Source organism: Carboxylicivirga sp. M1479 (assembly GCF_007097485.1).
Classification (GTDB): domain Bacteria; phylum Bacteroidota; class Bacteroidia; order Bacteroidales; family Marinilabiliaceae; genus Carboxylicivirga.
Window position 1 is genome coordinate 15,406 of record NZ_VKDE01000005.1, and the last position, 17,728, is coordinate 33,133.

Below are 17,728 nucleotides of genomic sequence, written 5' to 3' on the forward strand. Positions count from 1 at the left end.
AAAACAAAAAACTAAGACATATGAAAACTCAAATATTATTATTAGCCGCTCTTTTATTCGTTGGTATCTCAAATATTAATGCTGACAACAATGAAGAAGCCAAAGAGACAAAAGCAAATTTAACTACCTCAGTTTCTGGAACAATTACAGATGCAGCAACTGGTGAAATCCTGGTTGGTGTGAAGGTAGTTTTAGAGGAAATTAATGCGGTTGTTTACACCGATTTTGATGGCAACTTTGAATTTAACAATGTTACAAATGGTGAGTATACAGTATCAACCGACTACGTATCGTATAACACTGAAAACACTCTTTCTCTTAATACGGCCAAGCAAAAAGACCTAAACATCGCTTTAACTTCAGACATGTAAAAAACGTATTGGATATAAATAAGAAAGGCGACCAAATTGGTCGCCTTTCTTATTTATGCTACTTCACTTTTAATAATTCTTTGTTCCAACTACTTTTCCTGATTCATCCCAAATGGTCCATGTGCTATCTTTAGCTCCATTGTTATAAGACATCTCATAGCGCTTTACACCTTTCTCGTCCCAAATAAACCATTTGCCATGCTTTTTACCACCTTTGTAGTTGGCTTCTCCGGTTTTTAAACCGTTGTTTTCAAACGTTAGCCAAGTGCCGTTCATTTTGTTTTTATCAAAACTACGAACTTCTTGTACTTTACCGTTTTCGAAATAAAGTGTTGTTGGACCTTGTTTCAGTCCCGCCACCACTGTCATCTCCACTTTTTTACTTCCCGACTCGTAATATTCTACATGTGTTCCCGAATATAACTGATTATTCTTGTCGTAAAACTTACCATCTTTCTCGATCAATTGGGCATTTGCACCAGCAACTCCAAAGATCACTAACATGAACAAAACTAACTTTTTCATAAGGCCTCCTTTTAAAACGTTTATACTAATCCCAAAAGTCCTGTGTGTATACTTTTTTTCGTATCAATATGACGTACGAAACCCTGAATGAGTTAACGCAAAGTTAACACTTAATTTACAATAATGTAATCATCATCCTGTGATTTAACGTTTTCTGCTCAACAACAGTTTATGGCTGTTCTCGAATGAACTCATTTAAAGTAAAAACGTCATTTATGGCAATGCCTTTGTCAGTCTGAACTAGCGAGCAGCATTCAGTATATAAATCGTGTTCAAAAAACAGTGTGATATCCTTTTCAAGCGCTTCTTGCAAAAACAAGCGTTTTTCTTCAATACTAATTAAAGGCTGCGTATCGTAGGCGGCCACCCATGGTGTTCGAACGCTTGGTGCAACAGGTATTAAATCCCCCATAAAAGCAATAGCGCCATATGGTGTGTGAACGATAGGCAGCAAGTTACCTTGGGTATGACCATTAAGTAAACGCACTTCAATTCCAGGGAGTATCTCTTCATTATTATCCACCAATTGAAGTAAACCTGCATCGTAAACGGGTCGCATGTTTTCGGGGAAATAAACAACTCCCTCCCGTGAGTTTGGTTGCTCGTAATTAGCCCACTGGCTTGCTGATACCCAGTGTGTGGCATTTTTAAAAGTTACCTGTGGCATATTATCATCATCGTAATAAACACAGCCACCGCAATGATCCCAATGCAAATGTGTTAATATTACATCGCTTATATCATCGGGGTGATAACCATTGTTGCTCAACGACTTTAGTAGACTGTCATTACCATTTAAACGATGCCACGAGAAAAACTTATCGCTTTGCTTAGCTCCTGCGCCTGTGTCAATTAGTATTTTTCTATCGCCTGTATCCACCAGCAAACAACGCATAGATAAATTACAATAGTTATCATTATCAACCGGATACTTGCTTTGCCACATCGCCTTTGGAATAACGCCAAATAAAGCGCCTCCATCCACCATAAAATTGCCAGTATCTATTTTAATAAGCTTCATTGTTCTGCTTTTTGGTTTATTAAGTACATTTACCTTTGATAAAAAATACCAGGCATCAAAGGTAGACATTTAAGTAGTTGAGAAATACTGAATTTTCTTTCAGAAACTAAGTATTAGACCAAAGTGTAACAAATGAGTTGACCTGAAGTGTAAAATTGGATTAAACATAGCTTGATATGAGAGTACATTTTATAGCCGTTGGCGGAAGTGCCATGCACAACCTGGCCATAGCCCTGCACCAAAAAGGATTTAAGGTAAGTGGTTCGGATGATGAAATATTTGAACCATCGAAATCGCGCCTGAAGAAACATGGCTTATTGCCATTAAATGAAGGATGGGATACGGCAAATATTACCAGCGATTTGGACGCTATTATACTGGGCATGCATGCGCGCAAGGATAATCCTGAGCTATTAGAAGCGCAACGACTAGGGCTTAACATCTATTCATATCCTGAGTACTTATACGAGCAAACAAAAGATAAAAAGCGAGTAGTTATTGGCGGTAGCCATGGCAAAACAACCACCACAGCCATGGTTATGCATGTATTGATGCAACTAAACATGGATTTTGACTACATGGTAGGCGCACAGTTAGATGGCTTTGACACCATGGTAAAACTAAGTAAAGAGGCTCCAATCGCCATTTTTGAGGGAGATGAGTATTTATCCTCGCCCATTGATTTAACACCCAAATTTCATTGGTATAAACCTCATATTGCTATGCTCACAGGTATTGCCTGGGATCATATGAATGTATTTCCTACATGGGAAAACTACATCAGTCAGTTTTCAATATTTGCCGATAGTATAGCAAAGGATGGTTCGCTTATTTATTTTGATGCTGATACTGAATTGGTGAACATTGCCGAACAGCAGAACAATAGATTAAAAACGCAAGCCTATGATACCATTGATCATGTAAATAACAATGGGCAAACCATCATCCAATGGAATAACGAAGAATATCCAATGGAGGTGTTTGGCGATCATAACCTGCAAAACATGAATGGCGCCCGTTTAATTTGTCAGGAGTTGAGTATTAGCGATGATGCGTTTTTAAAGGCAATGCAAAGCTTTAAAGGTGCAGCTAAACGCCTACAGCTATTGCAGAAAAATGATCATTCAAACATTTACCTTGATTTTGCGCATTCGCCGAGTAAACTTAAGGCAACCACATCGGCCATGAAACAACAGTTTAAAGACCGACAACTAATTGCTGTAATGGAACTACATACCTTTAGTAGTTTAAATCAAGATTTTCTGCCCCAGTACAAAAGCACAATGGACGAAGCGGATCAGGCCATCGTGTATTTTAACCCAGAGGTATTGAAGCATAAAAAACTACCTGAATTATCGAAAGAAACGGTTCTGAAGGCTTTTGATCGGGATGACTTGTTGGTCATGACTGATTCCAGTGAATTAGTTCAATGGCTTAAGGAACAAGATTACACTCACAAGAATTTACTGATTATGACATCGGGGAATTTATCTGGCCAAGATATTAAAGCACTGGCTAAAGAATTACTCTCATAGTCGAAACCTTTGCGACACTCCTCCTCTACCAGGAGGAGCTTGACGCAATTATTTACATCTCGTAAGATAAGCTCCTATAAATTAAGAGTAGTAATCAGTTGACAAAATCTGTTTCAATGGGCTAGTTGTGCAGTGCCTACAACTCAACACCAATTAAGAGCACATCATCAACCTGTTTATGCTCTCCCATCCAATCGTAAAAATCATTGGAGAAATGACGCTCAAAATGAGCCATTGTTTGATTTGGTTCTACCTCTAAGGCCTCTCTAATTCGCTTCGATTGATATTTACGTCCTTTAGGCCCACCCGTTTGATCAGGTAAACCATCGGAGAAAATAAAGAATTGATCTCCCTGCTTATATTGTACTATGTTGTTTTCGAAATCTTTTTCAACCTTACGCTTGAGTGGTTTACCTCCAATACCTTTACGAGAACCTTTGTAAACAGATAATTCTCCATCACTCAAGTAATACAATGGATTATGAGCACCTGAGAATTGCAATTCATTAGATTCCATATCAATTTTAACCAAAGCCAAATCCATACCATCGCGGCCATTGGATCCCTCTTGATCCTGACGTAGGGTACGACGTACATCTAAATGAAGCTTGTCCAATAGCTCAGCCGCAGTAACATCAGCACTAGCGTTCACAATGTTATTCATCAAGAAATAACCAATGAACGATAACAAAGCACCTGGCACGCCATGACCTGTACAATCAACCGCTGCCACATAAAAATGGTTGTCCTTTTTAAACATCCAAGGGAAATCGCCACTTACCACATCTTTTGGACGATAGAAGATAAACGAACGCGGAAAGAACTGCTGCAGAACGTTCGTATCGGGCAAAATAGCCGTTTGAATACGTTGTGCATAATTGATACTGTCTGATATCTTTTTGTTCTTCTCTTTAATCTCCTGCTCAATCTTCTTAAAGTCAGTCATGTCGTGCGCCACAAATAGCACAGACTCTAACTCCTTTTCCTCATTCAATTCTGGAATGGCCTTAATCTCCATGATGAGAGTTTGCTCAGCCGCCTCTACCTCTATTTCAGATATAATCTGCTGCTCCTCTGAGCGTATTTGTTTTAAGGCCTCCAACATGTAATTCTTAAAACGCTCATCGATGCTTAGTTCGGTAACACGCTTTTTCACCAAACTAGCTGCTTGAACGCCAATGAAATCCTCCACCTTTGGGTTGACATATACCAGCTTACCGCCAGTATTAAGGCGAATAATCATATCGGGAGAGTTTTCAGAAAGCGATTGCATGCGGCTCTTCATCTGCTCTTCCTTCTCAGCACGCTTACGTTCTGTAATATCCTGGGTGTTGAAAATAATACCCTTAATAGCAGGGTCGTGCAACAAGTTCTTACCCTTCGTTTCTAAAAATAGTTTCTCACCACTCTTTTTTAAATAAGTGTACTGAGCGCTTTGTTCACCACCTGGTGTCTCTAGTAAATACTGGAATAAATTATTAATGGTTTTATAACCTCGTGGTGTCATCAGCTCAGGATCCATACCCTGCACTTCATCATCTGGTCCGTAACCTAAAATTTGCTTTACCGATGGGCTTTCAAATACTAACTCCTGCTTTTCGTTGTAAATTGATATAAACTCGGATGCATTGGTTAATAAAGCCTCCAAACGCTGTTGAGCATGTTCCACTTCCTGAATATGTCCTTCGAGTAGCTTGTTTGACTTCTCCAAGTCTTCTTGCGCCTCCAACATTTCAGCAGCATTCATTTGCAACTGTTTCTCGTTCTCTTTTAGGGTCAAAGTCATTTCTTGCGACTCTTGTAAGAGTAACTCGGTGCGCTCATTTATTTTCAGGTTATAAAAAGTACGTCCAATAACGGTACTCAACTCCTCAGCAAATTTTAACACGTGCTTTGGCAAGCCATTCTGAAGATAAGCGATTTCAAATACACCTTGCAATTCATCCTCTTGCAACAAAGGCACAATCAATAAGCTTTTAGGCTTTTGATCGCCCATTAAGCCCGATGTAATATGAAAATAATCATCTGGAATCTCTGTTCGGTAGATTAGTTGCTTTTCAAAAGCTACATCGCCAATTAAGCCTTTTCCAATAGGTATTACCTGCTTCTCAAAACGCTTGCGATTATGAGCATACGTGGCAATATTTACTAACTCCTTTTCTTGCAGCAGGTACAAAGAGCCCTGAAGACCTCCTGAATATTCAATTATCCCGCGAATTACATCATCGGCCAGATAAGTCACTTTATTATGTGTTCGCAGAATATCAGATATTTTTTCTTTACCCTTCGAAATCCAACTATATGTCTCCTCTTTGGATTTGGTTGTTTTAAGGTTCGATCCTAAATTATAGAGCGCCTCTGAAAGGTCTCCATCAACTAATTTTATATCGTTTAGCTCACCACGACCAATCTTCTCGGCTAATTCAACATTATGACTTAGTTGATCTTTCAGTTGATCAATCTCAGTCTGTAGCTTTCGTTTTTGCTCCAGATTGAAATTAAGTATACCCAGAATAACAATTGGGATGGAAATAACTAGAAGATCAATACCCCACACCAATAATGAACGGTGTATTAGAATGATATTTCTACTTGAGAAGTACAAGTCGTTAAATGACATGAACCCTGCCCAAATAAGAAATAGTAAAAACAGTAATCCGAGTGACAGTAAATACCAATCGCGCTCGCTGAACACCGACATTGATAACAACTGTTTTATTTTTTTTGATAATCTAGCCATAACAAACGTTTCTTGGTGTTTTTAAGACTGAATAACCTTGTTCCACACATTAACTAAATCCAAGCGTTTAAAACTTGCCAATTCAACCACAAGCCCTTGTTTATCCTCATTCAATAATGGAAGAATATAAATGTAACAGGGCTTTGCCTCACCTATACCAGATCCAACCTGTAGGTATTCACTTGGTACATCTTCTATCTCCATCGCTTTATTATCTGCTATTGCTTGACCATGCAAACCTTCTTCATTATCAATAGCTGGTAACTCTACTTCCTCATCAACACCAATGGACTTAATCGGCTGAAATACTTTTTCAGAATTGGATGTGTAAGCAATAGCCACCATCAACTCAAATTGTTTTTTCAGCACATTCAGAATATTATTAACAGAACTTAGTTGATCATCGCTAATACAGTTCTTAATATCTCGTACCAAAAGCTCATGATCACTTTGCTCGCTACTATTTTCACTATTAGCTTTGTTTAGAGCCTCTAACTTAGCTTTTAACTTACTAACTTCTGATTGGCGCTGTATGCACTCCTTGTTTTTAGATGCACTATTCGCACCATTCATACAAGTATCAAAAAAGTTAAGAATATAATAGATAATGTATAGCACTACCAAGAATGACAATACCTCAAAAATAATAAAGGATGTTGGCATTTGGTCGGGCATAAAAGCATATTTCACCAATGCAAAAATGAAGAACAAGGCTCCCAGCAAAAAGATATGTTTATTCTTTCTCATTTTCTTATATAGCTAATTGGTTTAAAAACTTTGATATTTCATCGGGCGAAAGGACCTTCTCAGGTTTAATGAGGCGTTGCACACTTTTAGGCATGGTATCCATTTCGCATGTTTTAGGATCTTGAATAATGGTCAGTCCTTTTTTATCAGCAATGTCCTTCATCCCCTTCGCACCGTCTTTATTAGCACCAGTCAATACAATTCCTATTAATTTATTCCGATACACATAGGCGGCTGATGATAAAGTATTATCAATTGATGGACGACTATGATTCAACGGTTCTTCGGTTGAAAGAGAAAATGTATTATCGTATTCAACAAACAAGTGATAGTTAGATGGAGCCAAATAAACTTTACCCGCCACAATTGTTTGCTTATCATTGGGTTCGATAACTTCCAACTTAGATTTTAAGCGGATACTTTCGACCAAACCAGATCGTACATGCTTTAAACGGTGTAGACAAATTATTACGGGCAAAGGAAAATCCTCTCTTAATTGAGATAACAATTTAGATACAACAGAGAAACTCCCCGCAGAACCACCAATAACCACTGCTTTATAATTTGCTTTTATCATTCGCCTTTTAAAAAACTGAACTTACTATATATTTTTTCCTTAGTATCGATTATCTCAAAACGGTTTTGGTACGGAGCAGCTAACTGTTCTTTTACACCAAAACAAACATAACCACCAGGTAACAAAGCCTTATCAATCTCATTTTTCACCTCTTCATGATAATCCTTCGTATAGTAAATGAGACTATTCCGGAGAATTACAATATCACACTTTACGGTTGGTTTTTGTTTAACACCACCTTGAGTAAAATGCACTTGATGCATCAATGCCGTATTTAAATGCACTTCGTTCTCCAACTCAGTAAAGTAACTATCAATGCTCTTAACTCCTTCAAAACGCTTATAATTATAGGCGTTAACATCGTGCTTTCGCATTTGCAAATGGCCATTCTGTAAGTTATCAATGGCTTTTGAAGACCAATGATTAACCCAAACATTAACTTTACTTAATAGCTTAATTTCATCTAACAGGATTAATAAGCTATAAAGTTCCTCACCTGAAGCACCATCGGGCAACCAAATATTGATGTTTGAAGTGGAATATTTTTCATTTAATATTTTTCGCAATTGTCTCCAAAAGGATGGATCGCGAAATAACTCTGTTGTTGCAATTGAAAAGAAGCGACAAAACTCGTCAGCTTCATTTTTATCTTGAAGCAGTTGATGTAACTGTTCCACCTTACGAATCCCATTTTTGTCAAGGAATAAATTCATTCTTCTCTTAAAAAAAGAATGAGTCATATACTCAAATGGCATCTTTAAGTCACTACTTAACTGCTGTGCTAATGCTCTTAATTCACTTATGTTAAAACTTACCGCCATCTTAATGATATTTATAGTGAAAAGCGTTAGTTTTAACATACAAGGGGCCATTTTTCTTAAACTTGGTTTTATAAAAACCCGTTAAACTCTCATGACTCCCAAGTATCATTGCACCCTTAGGGTATAGCTGACGATGAAACATTTGATATATTTTGGACTGTAGTGTTGCGTTAAAATATATCAACACGTTACGACAAAAAATGATATCAAATTTACAGTAGAATGGTGATTTCTCTTGAACCAAGTCATGTTGCTTCACCTCTACCTTTTTACGCAAGAATTCCTTTGCTGTAATTTGATCTTTCTCATGATCAATATCAAAATATTTGGAGAAATCGACTTTTGATATTCCAGCAATTGGATGTTTAATCAAAATCGTCTCAAACGCTTGTAATTGGCGTTTGTTAAATTCATATCGGTAATTGCCATTTTTACATTTACGCACCATGCCATGGCTAATGTCAGTGGCATATATTTTGGCTTTATCAAGTAAACCGAGTTCATTTAATATGATCATATTGGAGTATACCTCCATGCCGGAACTACAGCCCGCATGCCATATGTTAAATGTTTTTTTCCCTTTTAGAGCAGGCAATAGTACTTCGTAAAAAGCAGGCCACTCTTCGGGATCGCGAAATAACTCGGTAGTGTTGACGGTAATATCCTCCACCAATTGCTCTACAAAAGCTTTATCGTTTTGAGTTTTCGCCAATAATTCATCTATCGATAAATCATTATCTGCTATCACTTTTTGCAACCTCCTTTTTATTGAGTTATCGGAGTAATTGCTAAAGTCGTAGGGTGTATGATCCTTTAATACTTGCAAATAATGTTTAAAATCCATCCCAGGTCTTTCGTTAACTCACTTAAAACAACTCAACCTCAACCTGCTGAATAAAGGCAGTATAAGAATGATCTCCACCAACTTCTGCTTCAGACAATAGGAATAAAACAAATTCTTCGTTCCCCACTTTATTTTTGATAGGAGCCTCACGTCGTTCACCTGATATTTTTGCTTTATCGTTAGACACAAAAGCAGAAATAAACTCATCGTTGGCTATAGTACCTTCGGCAAATAACATCGAAACATGCTGACCTAAAACTTCGCTTCTTTCGTAACCCCAAAGCTTTTCAGCTGCAACATTAAAGAACTCAACTATACCTTCCTGATTGGTTGTAAGGATAGCATCCAAGGCCCCTTCTAGTGTTTTTTCGTTACGAATTTTAACTGCCTCCACCTCTTTGAACTGCTCAGTAATTTCTTGCTTGGCTTCTTCTAATAAGACACCAAGCTCATCTTTACTGTGCTTCATCTCTTCTTCCATCTTCACTTGTTCGGTCACATCATTCTCCAGGCTTAAAATTTTAATGATCTCACCTTCGTGATCAATTACCGGCGTGTAGGTAGTTAATAAATACACTTCGTCGCCCATTTTAGTACGACGACGTACTCGACCTTTAAAGTTATGTCCGTTACGCAAATCCGTTAAAATCTGCTCCATCTCGTCCACATCATCTTTAAAAGTAAAGATTTTAATATTTTGCCCTTCAATTTCTTCAGGGTTATATCTAAACGTTCTTAAGAAGTTTTGATTGACATTAATTAAAGTACCATCAGTTTCAAACTCTGCACTAATAGCGGCATGTTCAATGGCTTCCAATATACCTTTCATCTCCACCTCACGTCTGTCACTCTCTTCCTGCGTAGCTTGCATCTCTTCCAGGTTTTGACGCAACTCTTCCTCTTGTTGAAGCATGCGTTCAGCCTGATTCTGCGTTTCTTTTAGCAGCTTTGTAGTACGAATAGTATTTTGTACCGATGATATTGTTAAGGCAATACTCTCCGCTATTTTCTCAACAAATTCCACTTCAAATTCCGGAAATTCCTTAAAGGATGCCATTTCCAATACACCATAAATCTCGTCGTTGGTTTTTAGCGGCACAATTAATATCGAACGAGGATTGGCTTCACCCAAACCAGAAGTGATATTTAAATAATCGTTCGGAATATCAGTTAAATGGATGGTTTGCTTTTCTAAAGCACAACGACCAACCAGACCTTCTTCCCAGTTAATGCGTTTATCAGTAAACTTTTTGCGATCGTAGGCCACACAGGCTGTTAGCTCAAAGTACCTATCTGTATTATTAATTGTATTTAAGAGATAAAAACCTGCCTGGTTGACTTTCATATAATCAACCAAATATCTGATAATGTTGTAACTTAAGTCTTCAATATTATCATTTTCTTTACGCAAGAGCTCACCAAAATGAGCTAAACCCTGAGTCACCCAAGTACGTTGCTCTTCTTCAATTCGTCTTTGCTCCTCGTCCTTTTTACTCTTGATCAGGTAATCGCGCAAACGCAATAACGATTGTGCTAATTTATCCTTACGTTGATTAAGGTTAAGATCTGACTCGAAATTATCCTGACGTAAATTTTCAACAAACTCAAGTACTGTTTCGCTCTTACTAGCTTCTTGCTTAATATGCTTGCGCTGCTTACGTATAAAAAAGGCAAAATTACCTGATATTATATATCCAGCAAAAGCTGTGATAAAAGGCAAAAATGTTATAAACCATAAACCTGGGAAAAACCTATATAGATTATAAAAGGTTACTGGTTGGTTAACATGTTCAAAAATACTGGTACTCGAAATTATAGTCAGTAAATAAATAATAATACCGAGCATAAATCCTCGTAAAGTATATCTGCTTCTGATATTCTTAATATTAACCTTTGCCATATTATTTAATTCTTATAAAAAATAGTCGATCACTAAAAGTAATAAATATTCTTAACCCAGTCGGGAGACAAGGTAGGATGCCATCCTATCCAAGGGTAAAATTTTGTCGGCTGCATCTAATTTAATTGCCTCCTTAGGCATTCCAAAAACTACGGATGAAGCCTCATCCTGCGCAACAGTATGTGCACCAGATTCTTTCAGCTCAAGTAAGCCCTTTGCACCATCGTTACCCATGCCTGTTAACAAAAAGCCGGTTGCATTATTACCTGCATAACGTGCAGCAGAACGGAATAATACATCAACCGATGGTCGATGACGATTGACCAAGGGCCCCTCTTTTACTTCAACCATGTACTCTTTACCTACTCGTTTTAAAAGCATATGTTTACTACCAGGCGCTATTAATACTCTGCCCTGATATAATTTATCGCCGTTTTCAGCTTCTTTAACTTCAAGACCACAAATATTATTTAAACTATTGGCAAATGACTTGGTAAAACCTTCGGGCATGTGTTGCACAATGGCAATACCAGGCACCTTACTTGGCAATGCTTTCAGAAAATTACGAATTGCTTCAGTGCCACCTGTTGACGCTCCCAAAACAATAATTTTATCGGTATCAATAATTTGCTTGAAGCTAGATGCTTTGTTTAAAATAACATCGGCAGAATACTTTGGCTTAACTGTTGGCTGCGCAACGGGAGACGCAATTTTACGTCGCTTAAGCTTTACTTGTGAGGCCGCTTTAACAGCATCACAAAGCATAATTTTAGATTCATTGATAAATTGAGCGGCATTCATAGCAGGTTTACCAATTATTTCACTGGCTCCATACTCCAAGGCTTTCATTGCTACCTCGGTACCCTCAGTTGTTAAACTAGATATAACCACAACTGGAATTGGATGTTGCGACATTATTTTTCGCAAAAATGTTAATCCATCCATGCGTGGCATTTCGATGTCGAGCGTAATAACATCGGGAATTTCTTTCATGATTTTTTTTACTGCAATAATAGGATCTGCAGCAGTTCCCATTACTTCAATGCCCGGATCAGATTCAAGGATAGAAGACAAGCTCTGCCTGACAACCGCAGAATCATCAACAACTAATACTCGAACCTTTTTTTTCATGTCTTCAATTTTAAAGTCAATTATTACTACTTACGTACATTGTTTATTAATCATTCTTTAATGCAATTCATGAATGTTAATAAGCATTACGAGCAATAGTTGTAATAATATTCAATTTCAGAATACCCGATTTACTATGCAAAAATGTTCATTAAATATATTGAACATCCTCCGCTTCATCTCTTTACACTCCACTAAACCCTGTCAACATTTATAAAAGCTAAACCTACTAATGGTTCAGCTATTTTATAACAGGTTTAATATACCTTTTTTTCAAGAAACTTATGCCTGACTTCTCCTGTATCATTAAAAAAAATGATCTTCCGCCCCCTTCTTCCACCAGTGCTTGATGCTACTATTGGAATCTTCTTCTCTTCCAACATTAATCGAGCAACTCTTATGTTTCGCTCTCCAATCATATTGGAGTTACCAGTGGCTGACTCAAGCAGCTCACCTCCTCCAAATATTTTGGCTTGCAAATCTTTTATATCGCTCCCAAGGTAAAGCATGCGCTCTACCAATTTATCGATGGCGATATTCCCATATTTTGGTGATGCCAAATCGTTTCCATTCCAGTTGGGAAGCATATAGTGGTTCATACCACCAATTTTAAGCTTTTTATCCCATAGACAAATGGCTACACAGCTTCCTAGTATGGTTTTGATAACATACGGCTCTTTGCCAACAAACAGTGAAGAGGGGTATAGAAAATGTTGTAAATATCTATTTTCCATCTATCATTGTCTTAAAAAATCTCATCATCGTCATCAAAGAATACGTCATTACCGTCACCACTAAATCCTTCAACAATGTTACGTGCCTCTGGAAGTGCAATTGAGAATATTGAACCTTCGCCTTTTTGACTCTTGATATCAATATCACCACCTAGTACATCTAATAACGCTTTAGTGATTGATAAGCCTAAACCATGACCTCGGTTAATTGAATTAATACCTGAGTCTAAACGCTTGAATCGTTCAAAAATAATCTTCTGATTCTTTTCTGATATACCCGTTCCGAAATCCTGTACCGAAGCATGTAAGATATCTTCGTCGACCCACATTTTTAGGATCACCTGACTATCTTTATAACTGTATTTAAGTGCATTATTAAGCAAGTTACTTAAAACTAACTTCAGCTTTTCTGAGTCGGTTTTAAAATAGAAGTTCTTGCCAAATCCGTGTTCTATATTAAACTCAACTTTAATATCAATACCCATTTTTCGAGAGATGATATTGAAAGCGTCAACCACTGTTTGCACAAGGCTACGAATGTTGACTTTTGTAATATTAGGAGCAATTTCACCTGCTTCAATTTTAGCCGCTACAAAAATATTACGCAACTGAAAATCAAGGTTAAATGCTTCACTATGAATTAGTGCAACCATTGAAACAACCTTTTTCCAGTCGTTTTTCTCAACCGAAAGAATCGCTTTAGATAAACCAAGAATAGAGGTAAATGGGTTGACTATTTCGTTAGAGATATTTGAGATAAAATGACTCTTTAATGCCTCAGATTCTTTCAGCTTTTTAGTCACACTCTGAAAATCCTTAGACAATTCTTTCATCTCATTATCTAACTTTTTCCTTTCTTCAAGTCGTAACCTGAGTTCACGTAAAAGTTGTTTGTCAGACAAGTTGCTCATAATTAATTTTTTATATTCCGGACTATTTATATTTTTCTAAAAATTGTTGGTTTTATATGTTCCAACGGCACATTCATTCCTGATAATGACTCGGAGTGACCAATAAAAAAGATTCCTCCTGGGCGCAAGTAATTGCATAATTTACTTATCACTTTTTCCTGTGTGGCTCTATCGAAATAGATTAATACGTTACGACAAAATATCACATCGAACGTTTCATTCATATCGTAATGATTATCCATTAAATTGACATGCTTTAGCACTAGATTTCGTTGCAAATCGGGCTTTACCCTTACAGTGGGATTCATCCTGTCTTTACTTTTCAAAAAATAGCGTTTTTTCAATTCTAATGGTAGCAGGGCAATTTTACTTTCTCCATATACTCCCTTGGCTGCATTTGACAGTACTTTATTGGAGATATCAGATCCATGGATAGAAAAATTAAAGCTCACATTGCTTTTCTTGTATTCGTTAAGCACCATAGAAATGGTATACGGTTCTTCGCCACTTGAACAACCTGCACTCCATACCTTAAAAAAGCCACTACCTTGATGTTGGGGCAATACTTCATCTCGCAAAAAATCGAAATGAACTGGTTCGCGAAAGAAATCTGTTTTATTAGTCGTTACTACATTCAGAAAATTAAATATCTCTTTCTTCTGCCCGTCTTTACTAAAAAAATACTCTTTATACTCAGAGTATGAATTCATATTTAGCTCTCGAATACGTTTTAATAACCTACCCTGCAACATTACGCGCTTAACAGGAGGCATTTTAATACCATATTCGTTATAAATAAAGTCACTAAAAGCCTGGAAGTCTTTATCAGACAATTCAGCCTTAAATGCATCTAATTCTTTATCTTTATTATTAGCTGTAAACATGTATTCAATTTATTTTACAGCATTCATTATTTCGCCGATACTAATAATATCTGTTTCGCTAAAGATTTTATCGGCGTTTAAGATCATTATAAGATCATCATTATTTTGGTACGATGATAAAATATACCCTGGCTTATAATCGTTATCGATGGCTCTAAGTTTACTTTCATCAGCTTCAAACACATCGGACACATTATCAACCAAAACACCAACACTCATGATTCCTGAACCATCGGCTTTATTTATATCTAAAACAACGATACAGCTTTGAGGCGTTATTTCAATCTGCCCTAAATTAAACTTAGCTGCTGCATCTACAACCGGTATTATTTGTTCGCGATGGTCAGTTACACCCTTTACATAGGCCATACTTTCTGGTACTGCCTTAGGTTGAGTATACTCCTTTATCTCAATCACCTTTTCTACATGAATACCAAACAGGTTATCACCAATCGAAAAAGTAAGATATGCATTAACTTCCTGACTCATCCTTATCTATTTTTCAATTTCTTGTACAACTTCTTTTAAATCAATGATGTGAACAAACTCATCATTTTGATGGATACATCCGCTAAACGCGTGTACCAATCCGGTATTTCCGTTCATAACCGACTCACGTATTTCTGACTCATCAAGGTCAAAAACTTCCTTTACTCCATCAACAACCAATCCGATTAATGAATCCGTTTTATCATCATCAGAAACAACAATTATAGCCGTATCAACATTGTTTACAACATCCTCTACTCCCATCATCACCCTTAAATCGGCAATTGGAATAATATTACCATGAAGATTGATTACTCCCAGCAAATATTCTTTCGTATTTGGTACCAAAGTTACTTTATCAAACTCCAGAATACTTCGAACCTTTAGCGTATCGAAAGCAAATACTTCGTTATTAATTAAAAACGATATAATGGACGTCATCTGTTCTTTCATCATCTTAATTCTTTGTTCGGTATTTCTTGGTGGCGTTGTTATGGATTAAGCGATTGGTATCAATTACCATGGCAATTGTACCGTCACCCATTATAGAAGCACCTGAAATATTTTCCTGCTTTTTAAGGAAACGCCCCAGCGGCTTAACCACGGTTTGATATTCACCAATTACCTGATCTACCAACAAACCGACTTTTCTATCTTCATATTTAACTAATATCAACTGTTCAGTTCCTTTATTAGTTAATTCCTGCTCAAAGGTTTCACGTAAATCAATAAATGGATATTGGTTATCGTCAATATTGACAACATGATTAAATGTTTTACCAAAGGAAACAGTATCAAGTGCAAATATCTTCTCAATACTCGACAATGGAATTACGTATTGATTTTTAGAAACATCAACCAATAAACCATCGATAATTGATAAGGTCATTGGTAGTTCAAGTGTTAAGGTGGTTCCTTTTCCCATTTCTGAGTCGAGAGATACCTCACCACGAATTTCACCAATTTTCTTTTTCACAACATCCATACCCACACCACGGCCAGATACATCTGTTACTTCTTCTTTGGTTGAGAATCCACTCAGGAATACCAACTCAAATATTTCTTTACGGCTTAATTCAGTCTTGGAATCAATTAATCCTTTGCTAATGGCTTTATTTCGGATAAATTCAGGATCAATACCTTTACCATCATCCATGACTTCGACCATCACACTGGCTCCTGAATAATATGCTTTGAAAACGATTGTTCCTTTTGGCGACTTCCCATTTTTAACACGCTCATCGGGCATTTCAATACCATGATCGACAGAGTTACGTATGATGTGCATTAATGGATCAGTCAAATGCTCAATAATGTTCTTATCCAGCTCAATATCTCCACCTTCAATAACAAACTCTATTTCCTTATCAAGCTCTTTTGATAAATCTCGCACCAGGCGCTGAAAACGCATCAACTCACTCTGTAGTGGTATCAGACTAATTGAAAATGCATTATCGCGCAATTGGCGACTTAATTTTTGAATATTCTCTGCTAAGGCTAAAACAGCAGGGTTGCCGTCATTTTCGGCAAATAAGTTTAACTGAGCTTGAATCGTTACCAACTCACTAACCAAGTTTACTAATTCATCAATTTTTGTTGAATTAACCCTGATACTAGAAATCTTATGCTCTTTTAACTGTACCTTCTTTTTGATTTCTTTTTTTGCAGCACCAGTCGCAGTATTTGATAGTGCTACTAAATCTACTTTACTAAGTACTTTTTGCTGCTCAGAAGCGATGTCGATGTATTTACCAATAGCTTCAGTTGAAAGTAAGTTGCCTTCGCCAATTTCGTCTATACTAACTTCACATTCATCTTCAACAAAAATAAATACATCTTTTATTTCGTTGATGGTTTCGTTAGTGTTAAGTACCACTTGCCAATGACAGTAGCTGTTAATTGGTTTAAAATTACTTAAAGCTGGTACATTGGTATGCAACGCTACCACTTTGGCTTCACCCATTGCATGCAAATCATCCAACAAATAAAAAGGATTGGTACCATTACGCAAAATCTCCTCATTGGGCTTGATGCCAATTAAATATGTTTTAGTACCATCATTTTTTATTACCGGTGCTTGGCCAGTGCTTGGCTTTACCTGCGGAGTATCACTTTCGCTATTTGAAACACGTCGAACGCGCTGAATAAATGCGGCTTGATTATCTAGTTCGTCCTGATCGTCAACATCGCCCATTTCAAGCATGTGCTTAATGTGATCAATTGACTCAAAGGTAAGTGATATTATATCATCGTTAATAGCAAGCTTATTGTTTCGTATCAGGTCGAAAACAGTCTCAAGATGATGTGTAAACTCGCTTAACTGATTAAAGCCAAACATTGCTCCCCCACCCTTAATCGTGTGCATTGCTCTAAAAATACGTTCAATAATTTCGTTATTGCTCGTATCTTTTTCAAGAAGCAACAACGCCTCTTCTAAGTCATGAACGTTGTCATTCGACTCTTCTACAAATTTTGCTTTAAACCTATCAATCATTTGC

17 protein-coding genes are annotated in these 17,728 nt (G+C 37.0%); 2 read left to right on the top strand and 15 right to left on the bottom strand.

All coding sequences use genetic code 11. The features are described 5' to 3' along the window. Positions 1 to 20: 20 nt before the first annotated feature. Positions 21 to 371 carry a carboxypeptidase-like regulatory domain-containing protein gene (locus FNN09_RS05025; protein WP_143300396.1) on the top strand — a complete coding sequence of 117 codons (351 nt, stop codon included), beginning with the start codon at positions 21 to 23 and terminating at the stop codon, positions 369 to 371. A gap of 69 nt (positions 372 to 440) precedes the next feature. Here FNN09_RS05025 and FNN09_RS05030 read toward each other — a convergent pair whose 3' ends face one another. Both FNN09_RS05030 and FNN09_RS05035 read right to left on the bottom strand, forming a co-directional pair. Then, positions 441 to 896 carry a toxin-antitoxin system YwqK family antitoxin gene (locus FNN09_RS05030; protein WP_143300397.1) on the bottom strand — a complete coding sequence of 152 codons (456 nt, stop codon included), beginning with the start codon at positions 894 to 896 and terminating at the stop codon, positions 441 to 443. 169 nt (positions 897 to 1,065) lie between these two features. Beyond that, positions 1,066 to 1,917, bottom strand: coding sequence for an MBL fold metallo-hydrolase (locus FNN09_RS05035; protein ID WP_185968877.1), 852 nt, complete (start codon positions 1,915 to 1,917; stop codon positions 1,066 to 1,068). A gap of 176 nt (positions 1,918 to 2,093) precedes the next feature. On the opposite strand from FNN09_RS05035, the gene murC reads away from it, so the two are divergent. Beyond that, a complete protein-coding gene (gene murC / locus FNN09_RS05040) occupies positions 2,094 to 3,452 on the top strand; it encodes a UDP-N-acetylmuramate--L-alanine ligase (protein ID WP_143300399.1) in 1,359 nt (452 codons plus the stop codon). A gap of 136 nt (positions 3,453 to 3,588) precedes the next feature. Here the strand turns inward: murC and FNN09_RS05045 are convergent, their stop codons facing one another. The 13 genes from FNN09_RS05045 to FNN09_RS05105 all read right to left on the bottom strand — a co-directional run bounded on the left by FNN09_RS05045 (position 3,589) and on the right by FNN09_RS05105 (position 17,724). Continuing rightward, positions 3,589 to 6,192, bottom strand: coding sequence for a PAS domain S-box protein (locus tag FNN09_RS05045; RefSeq protein WP_143300400.1), 2,604 nt, complete (start codon positions 6,190 to 6,192; stop codon positions 3,589 to 3,591). Between the two features lie 21 nt (positions 6,193 to 6,213). Then, entirely contained in the window at positions 6,214 to 6,939 is a 726-nt protein-coding gene (locus FNN09_RS05050; protein WP_143300401.1) for a GAF domain-containing protein, read from the bottom strand. Between the two features lie 4 nt (positions 6,940 to 6,943). Continuing rightward, positions 6,944 to 7,516 (bottom strand): chemotaxis protein CheB, encoded by a 573-nt coding sequence (locus FNN09_RS05055; RefSeq protein WP_143300402.1) that lies wholly within the window; start codon positions 7,514 to 7,516, stop codon positions 6,944 to 6,946. Continuing rightward, positions 7,513 to 8,337 (bottom strand): CheR family methyltransferase, encoded by an 825-nt coding sequence (locus tag FNN09_RS05060; protein WP_185968878.1) that lies wholly within the window; start codon positions 8,335 to 8,337, stop codon positions 7,513 to 7,515. The genes FNN09_RS05055 and FNN09_RS05060 overlap by 4 nt, the downstream gene beginning before the upstream one ends. 1 nt (position 8,338) lies before the next feature. Further along, positions 8,339 to 9,181, bottom strand: coding sequence for a protein-glutamate O-methyltransferase CheR (locus tag FNN09_RS05065; RefSeq protein ID WP_143300404.1), 843 nt, complete (start codon positions 9,179 to 9,181; stop codon positions 8,339 to 8,341). A gap of 22 nt (positions 9,182 to 9,203) precedes the next feature. Further along, complete coding sequence (locus tag FNN09_RS05070) at positions 9,204 to 11,081, bottom strand: PAS domain S-box protein (protein WP_143300405.1); 1,878 nt, start codon at positions 11,079 to 11,081, stop codon at positions 9,204 to 9,206. 51 nt (positions 11,082 to 11,132) lie between these two features. Further along, entirely contained in the window at positions 11,133 to 12,212 is a 1,080-nt protein-coding gene (locus tag FNN09_RS05075; protein WP_143300406.1) for a chemotaxis response regulator protein-glutamate methylesterase, read from the bottom strand. A gap of 257 nt (positions 12,213 to 12,469) precedes the next feature. Next, positions 12,470 to 12,946: a chemotaxis protein CheD gene (locus tag FNN09_RS05080; RefSeq protein WP_143300407.1), complete on the bottom strand. Its 477-nt coding sequence runs from the start codon at positions 12,944 to 12,946 to the stop codon at positions 12,470 to 12,472. An 11-nt stretch (positions 12,947 to 12,957) separates the two neighbouring features. Beyond that, on the bottom strand, positions 12,958 to 13,857 hold the full coding sequence (locus tag FNN09_RS05085; protein WP_143300408.1) for a sensor histidine kinase KdpD: 900 nt from the start codon (positions 13,855 to 13,857) through the stop codon (positions 12,958 to 12,960). Positions 13,858 to 13,883: 26 nt separating this feature from the next. Then, the gene (locus tag FNN09_RS05090; RefSeq protein WP_143300409.1) at positions 13,884 to 14,741 is read right to left on the bottom strand and encodes a protein-glutamate O-methyltransferase CheR; all 858 of its coding nucleotides are present in this window, start codon (positions 14,739 to 14,741) and stop codon (positions 13,884 to 13,886) included. 9 nt (positions 14,742 to 14,750) lie between these two features. Beyond that, positions 14,751 to 15,230: a chemotaxis protein CheW gene (locus FNN09_RS05095; RefSeq protein ID WP_143300410.1), complete on the bottom strand. Its 480-nt coding sequence runs from the start codon at positions 15,228 to 15,230 to the stop codon at positions 14,751 to 14,753. Between the two features lie 6 nt (positions 15,231 to 15,236). Beyond that, complete coding sequence (locus FNN09_RS05100; RefSeq protein WP_185968879.1) at positions 15,237 to 15,683, bottom strand: chemotaxis protein CheW; 447 nt, start codon at positions 15,681 to 15,683, stop codon at positions 15,237 to 15,239. A 4-nt stretch (positions 15,684 to 15,687) separates the two neighbouring features. Continuing rightward, positions 15,688 to 17,724: a chemotaxis protein CheA gene (locus tag FNN09_RS05105; protein ID WP_143300412.1), complete on the bottom strand. Its 2,037-nt coding sequence runs from the start codon at positions 17,722 to 17,724 to the stop codon at positions 15,688 to 15,690. Between the last annotated feature and the right edge of the window lie 4 nt (positions 17,725 to 17,728).

Excerpts from the sequence above, each read along its gene's own strand:
- FNN09_RS05025 (WP_143300396.1), top strand. The coding sequence starts at position 21 with ATGAAAACTCAAATATTATTATTAGCCGCTCTTTTATTCGTTGGTATC.
- FNN09_RS05030 (WP_143300397.1), bottom strand. The coding sequence starts at position 896 with ATGAAAAAGTTAGTTTTGTTCATGTTAGTGATCTTTGGAGTTGCTGGT.
- FNN09_RS05035 (WP_185968877.1), bottom strand. The coding sequence starts at position 1,917 with ATGAAGCTTATTAAAATAGATACTGGCAATTTTATGGTGGATGGAGGC.
- murC (WP_143300399.1), top strand. The coding sequence starts at position 2,094 with ATGAGAGTACATTTTATAGCCGTTGGCGGAAGTGCCATGCACAACCTG.
- FNN09_RS05045 (WP_143300400.1), bottom strand. The coding sequence starts at position 6,192 with ATGGCTAGATTATCAAAAAAAATAAAACAGTTGTTATCAATGTCGGTG.
- FNN09_RS05050 (WP_143300401.1), bottom strand. The coding sequence starts at position 6,939 with ATGAGAAAGAATAAACATATCTTTTTGCTGGGAGCCTTGTTCTTCATT.
- FNN09_RS05055 (WP_143300402.1), bottom strand. The coding sequence starts at position 7,516 with ATGATAAAAGCAAATTATAAAGCAGTGGTTATTGGTGGTTCTGCGGGG.
- FNN09_RS05060 (WP_185968878.1), bottom strand. The coding sequence starts at position 8,337 with ATGGCGGTAAGTTTTAACATAAGTGAATTAAGAGCATTAGCACAGCAG.
- FNN09_RS05065 (WP_143300404.1), bottom strand. The coding sequence starts at position 9,181 with ATGGATTTTAAACATTATTTGCAAGTATTAAAGGATCATACACCCTAC.
- FNN09_RS05070 (WP_143300405.1), bottom strand. The coding sequence starts at position 11,081 with ATGGCAAAGGTTAATATTAAGAATATCAGAAGCAGATATACTTTACGA.
- FNN09_RS05075 (WP_143300406.1), bottom strand. The coding sequence starts at position 12,212 with ATGAAAAAAAAGGTTCGAGTATTAGTTGTTGATGATTCTGCGGTTGTC.
- FNN09_RS05080 (WP_143300407.1), bottom strand. The coding sequence starts at position 12,946 with ATGGAAAATAGATATTTACAACATTTTCTATACCCCTCTTCACTGTTT.
- FNN09_RS05085 (WP_143300408.1), bottom strand. The coding sequence starts at position 13,857 with ATGAGCAACTTGTCTGACAAACAACTTTTACGTGAACTCAGGTTACGA.
- FNN09_RS05090 (WP_143300409.1), bottom strand. The coding sequence starts at position 14,741 with ATGTTTACAGCTAATAATAAAGATAAAGAATTAGATGCATTTAAGGCT.
- FNN09_RS05095 (WP_143300410.1), bottom strand. The coding sequence starts at position 15,230 with ATGAGTCAGGAAGTTAATGCATATCTTACTTTTTCGATTGGTGATAAC.
- FNN09_RS05100 (WP_185968879.1), bottom strand. The coding sequence starts at position 15,683 with ATGAAAGAACAGATGACGTCCATTATATCGTTTTTAATTAATAACGAA.
- FNN09_RS05105 (WP_143300412.1), bottom strand. The coding sequence starts at position 17,724 with ATGATTGATAGGTTTAAAGCAAAATTTGTAGAAGAGTCGAATGACAAC.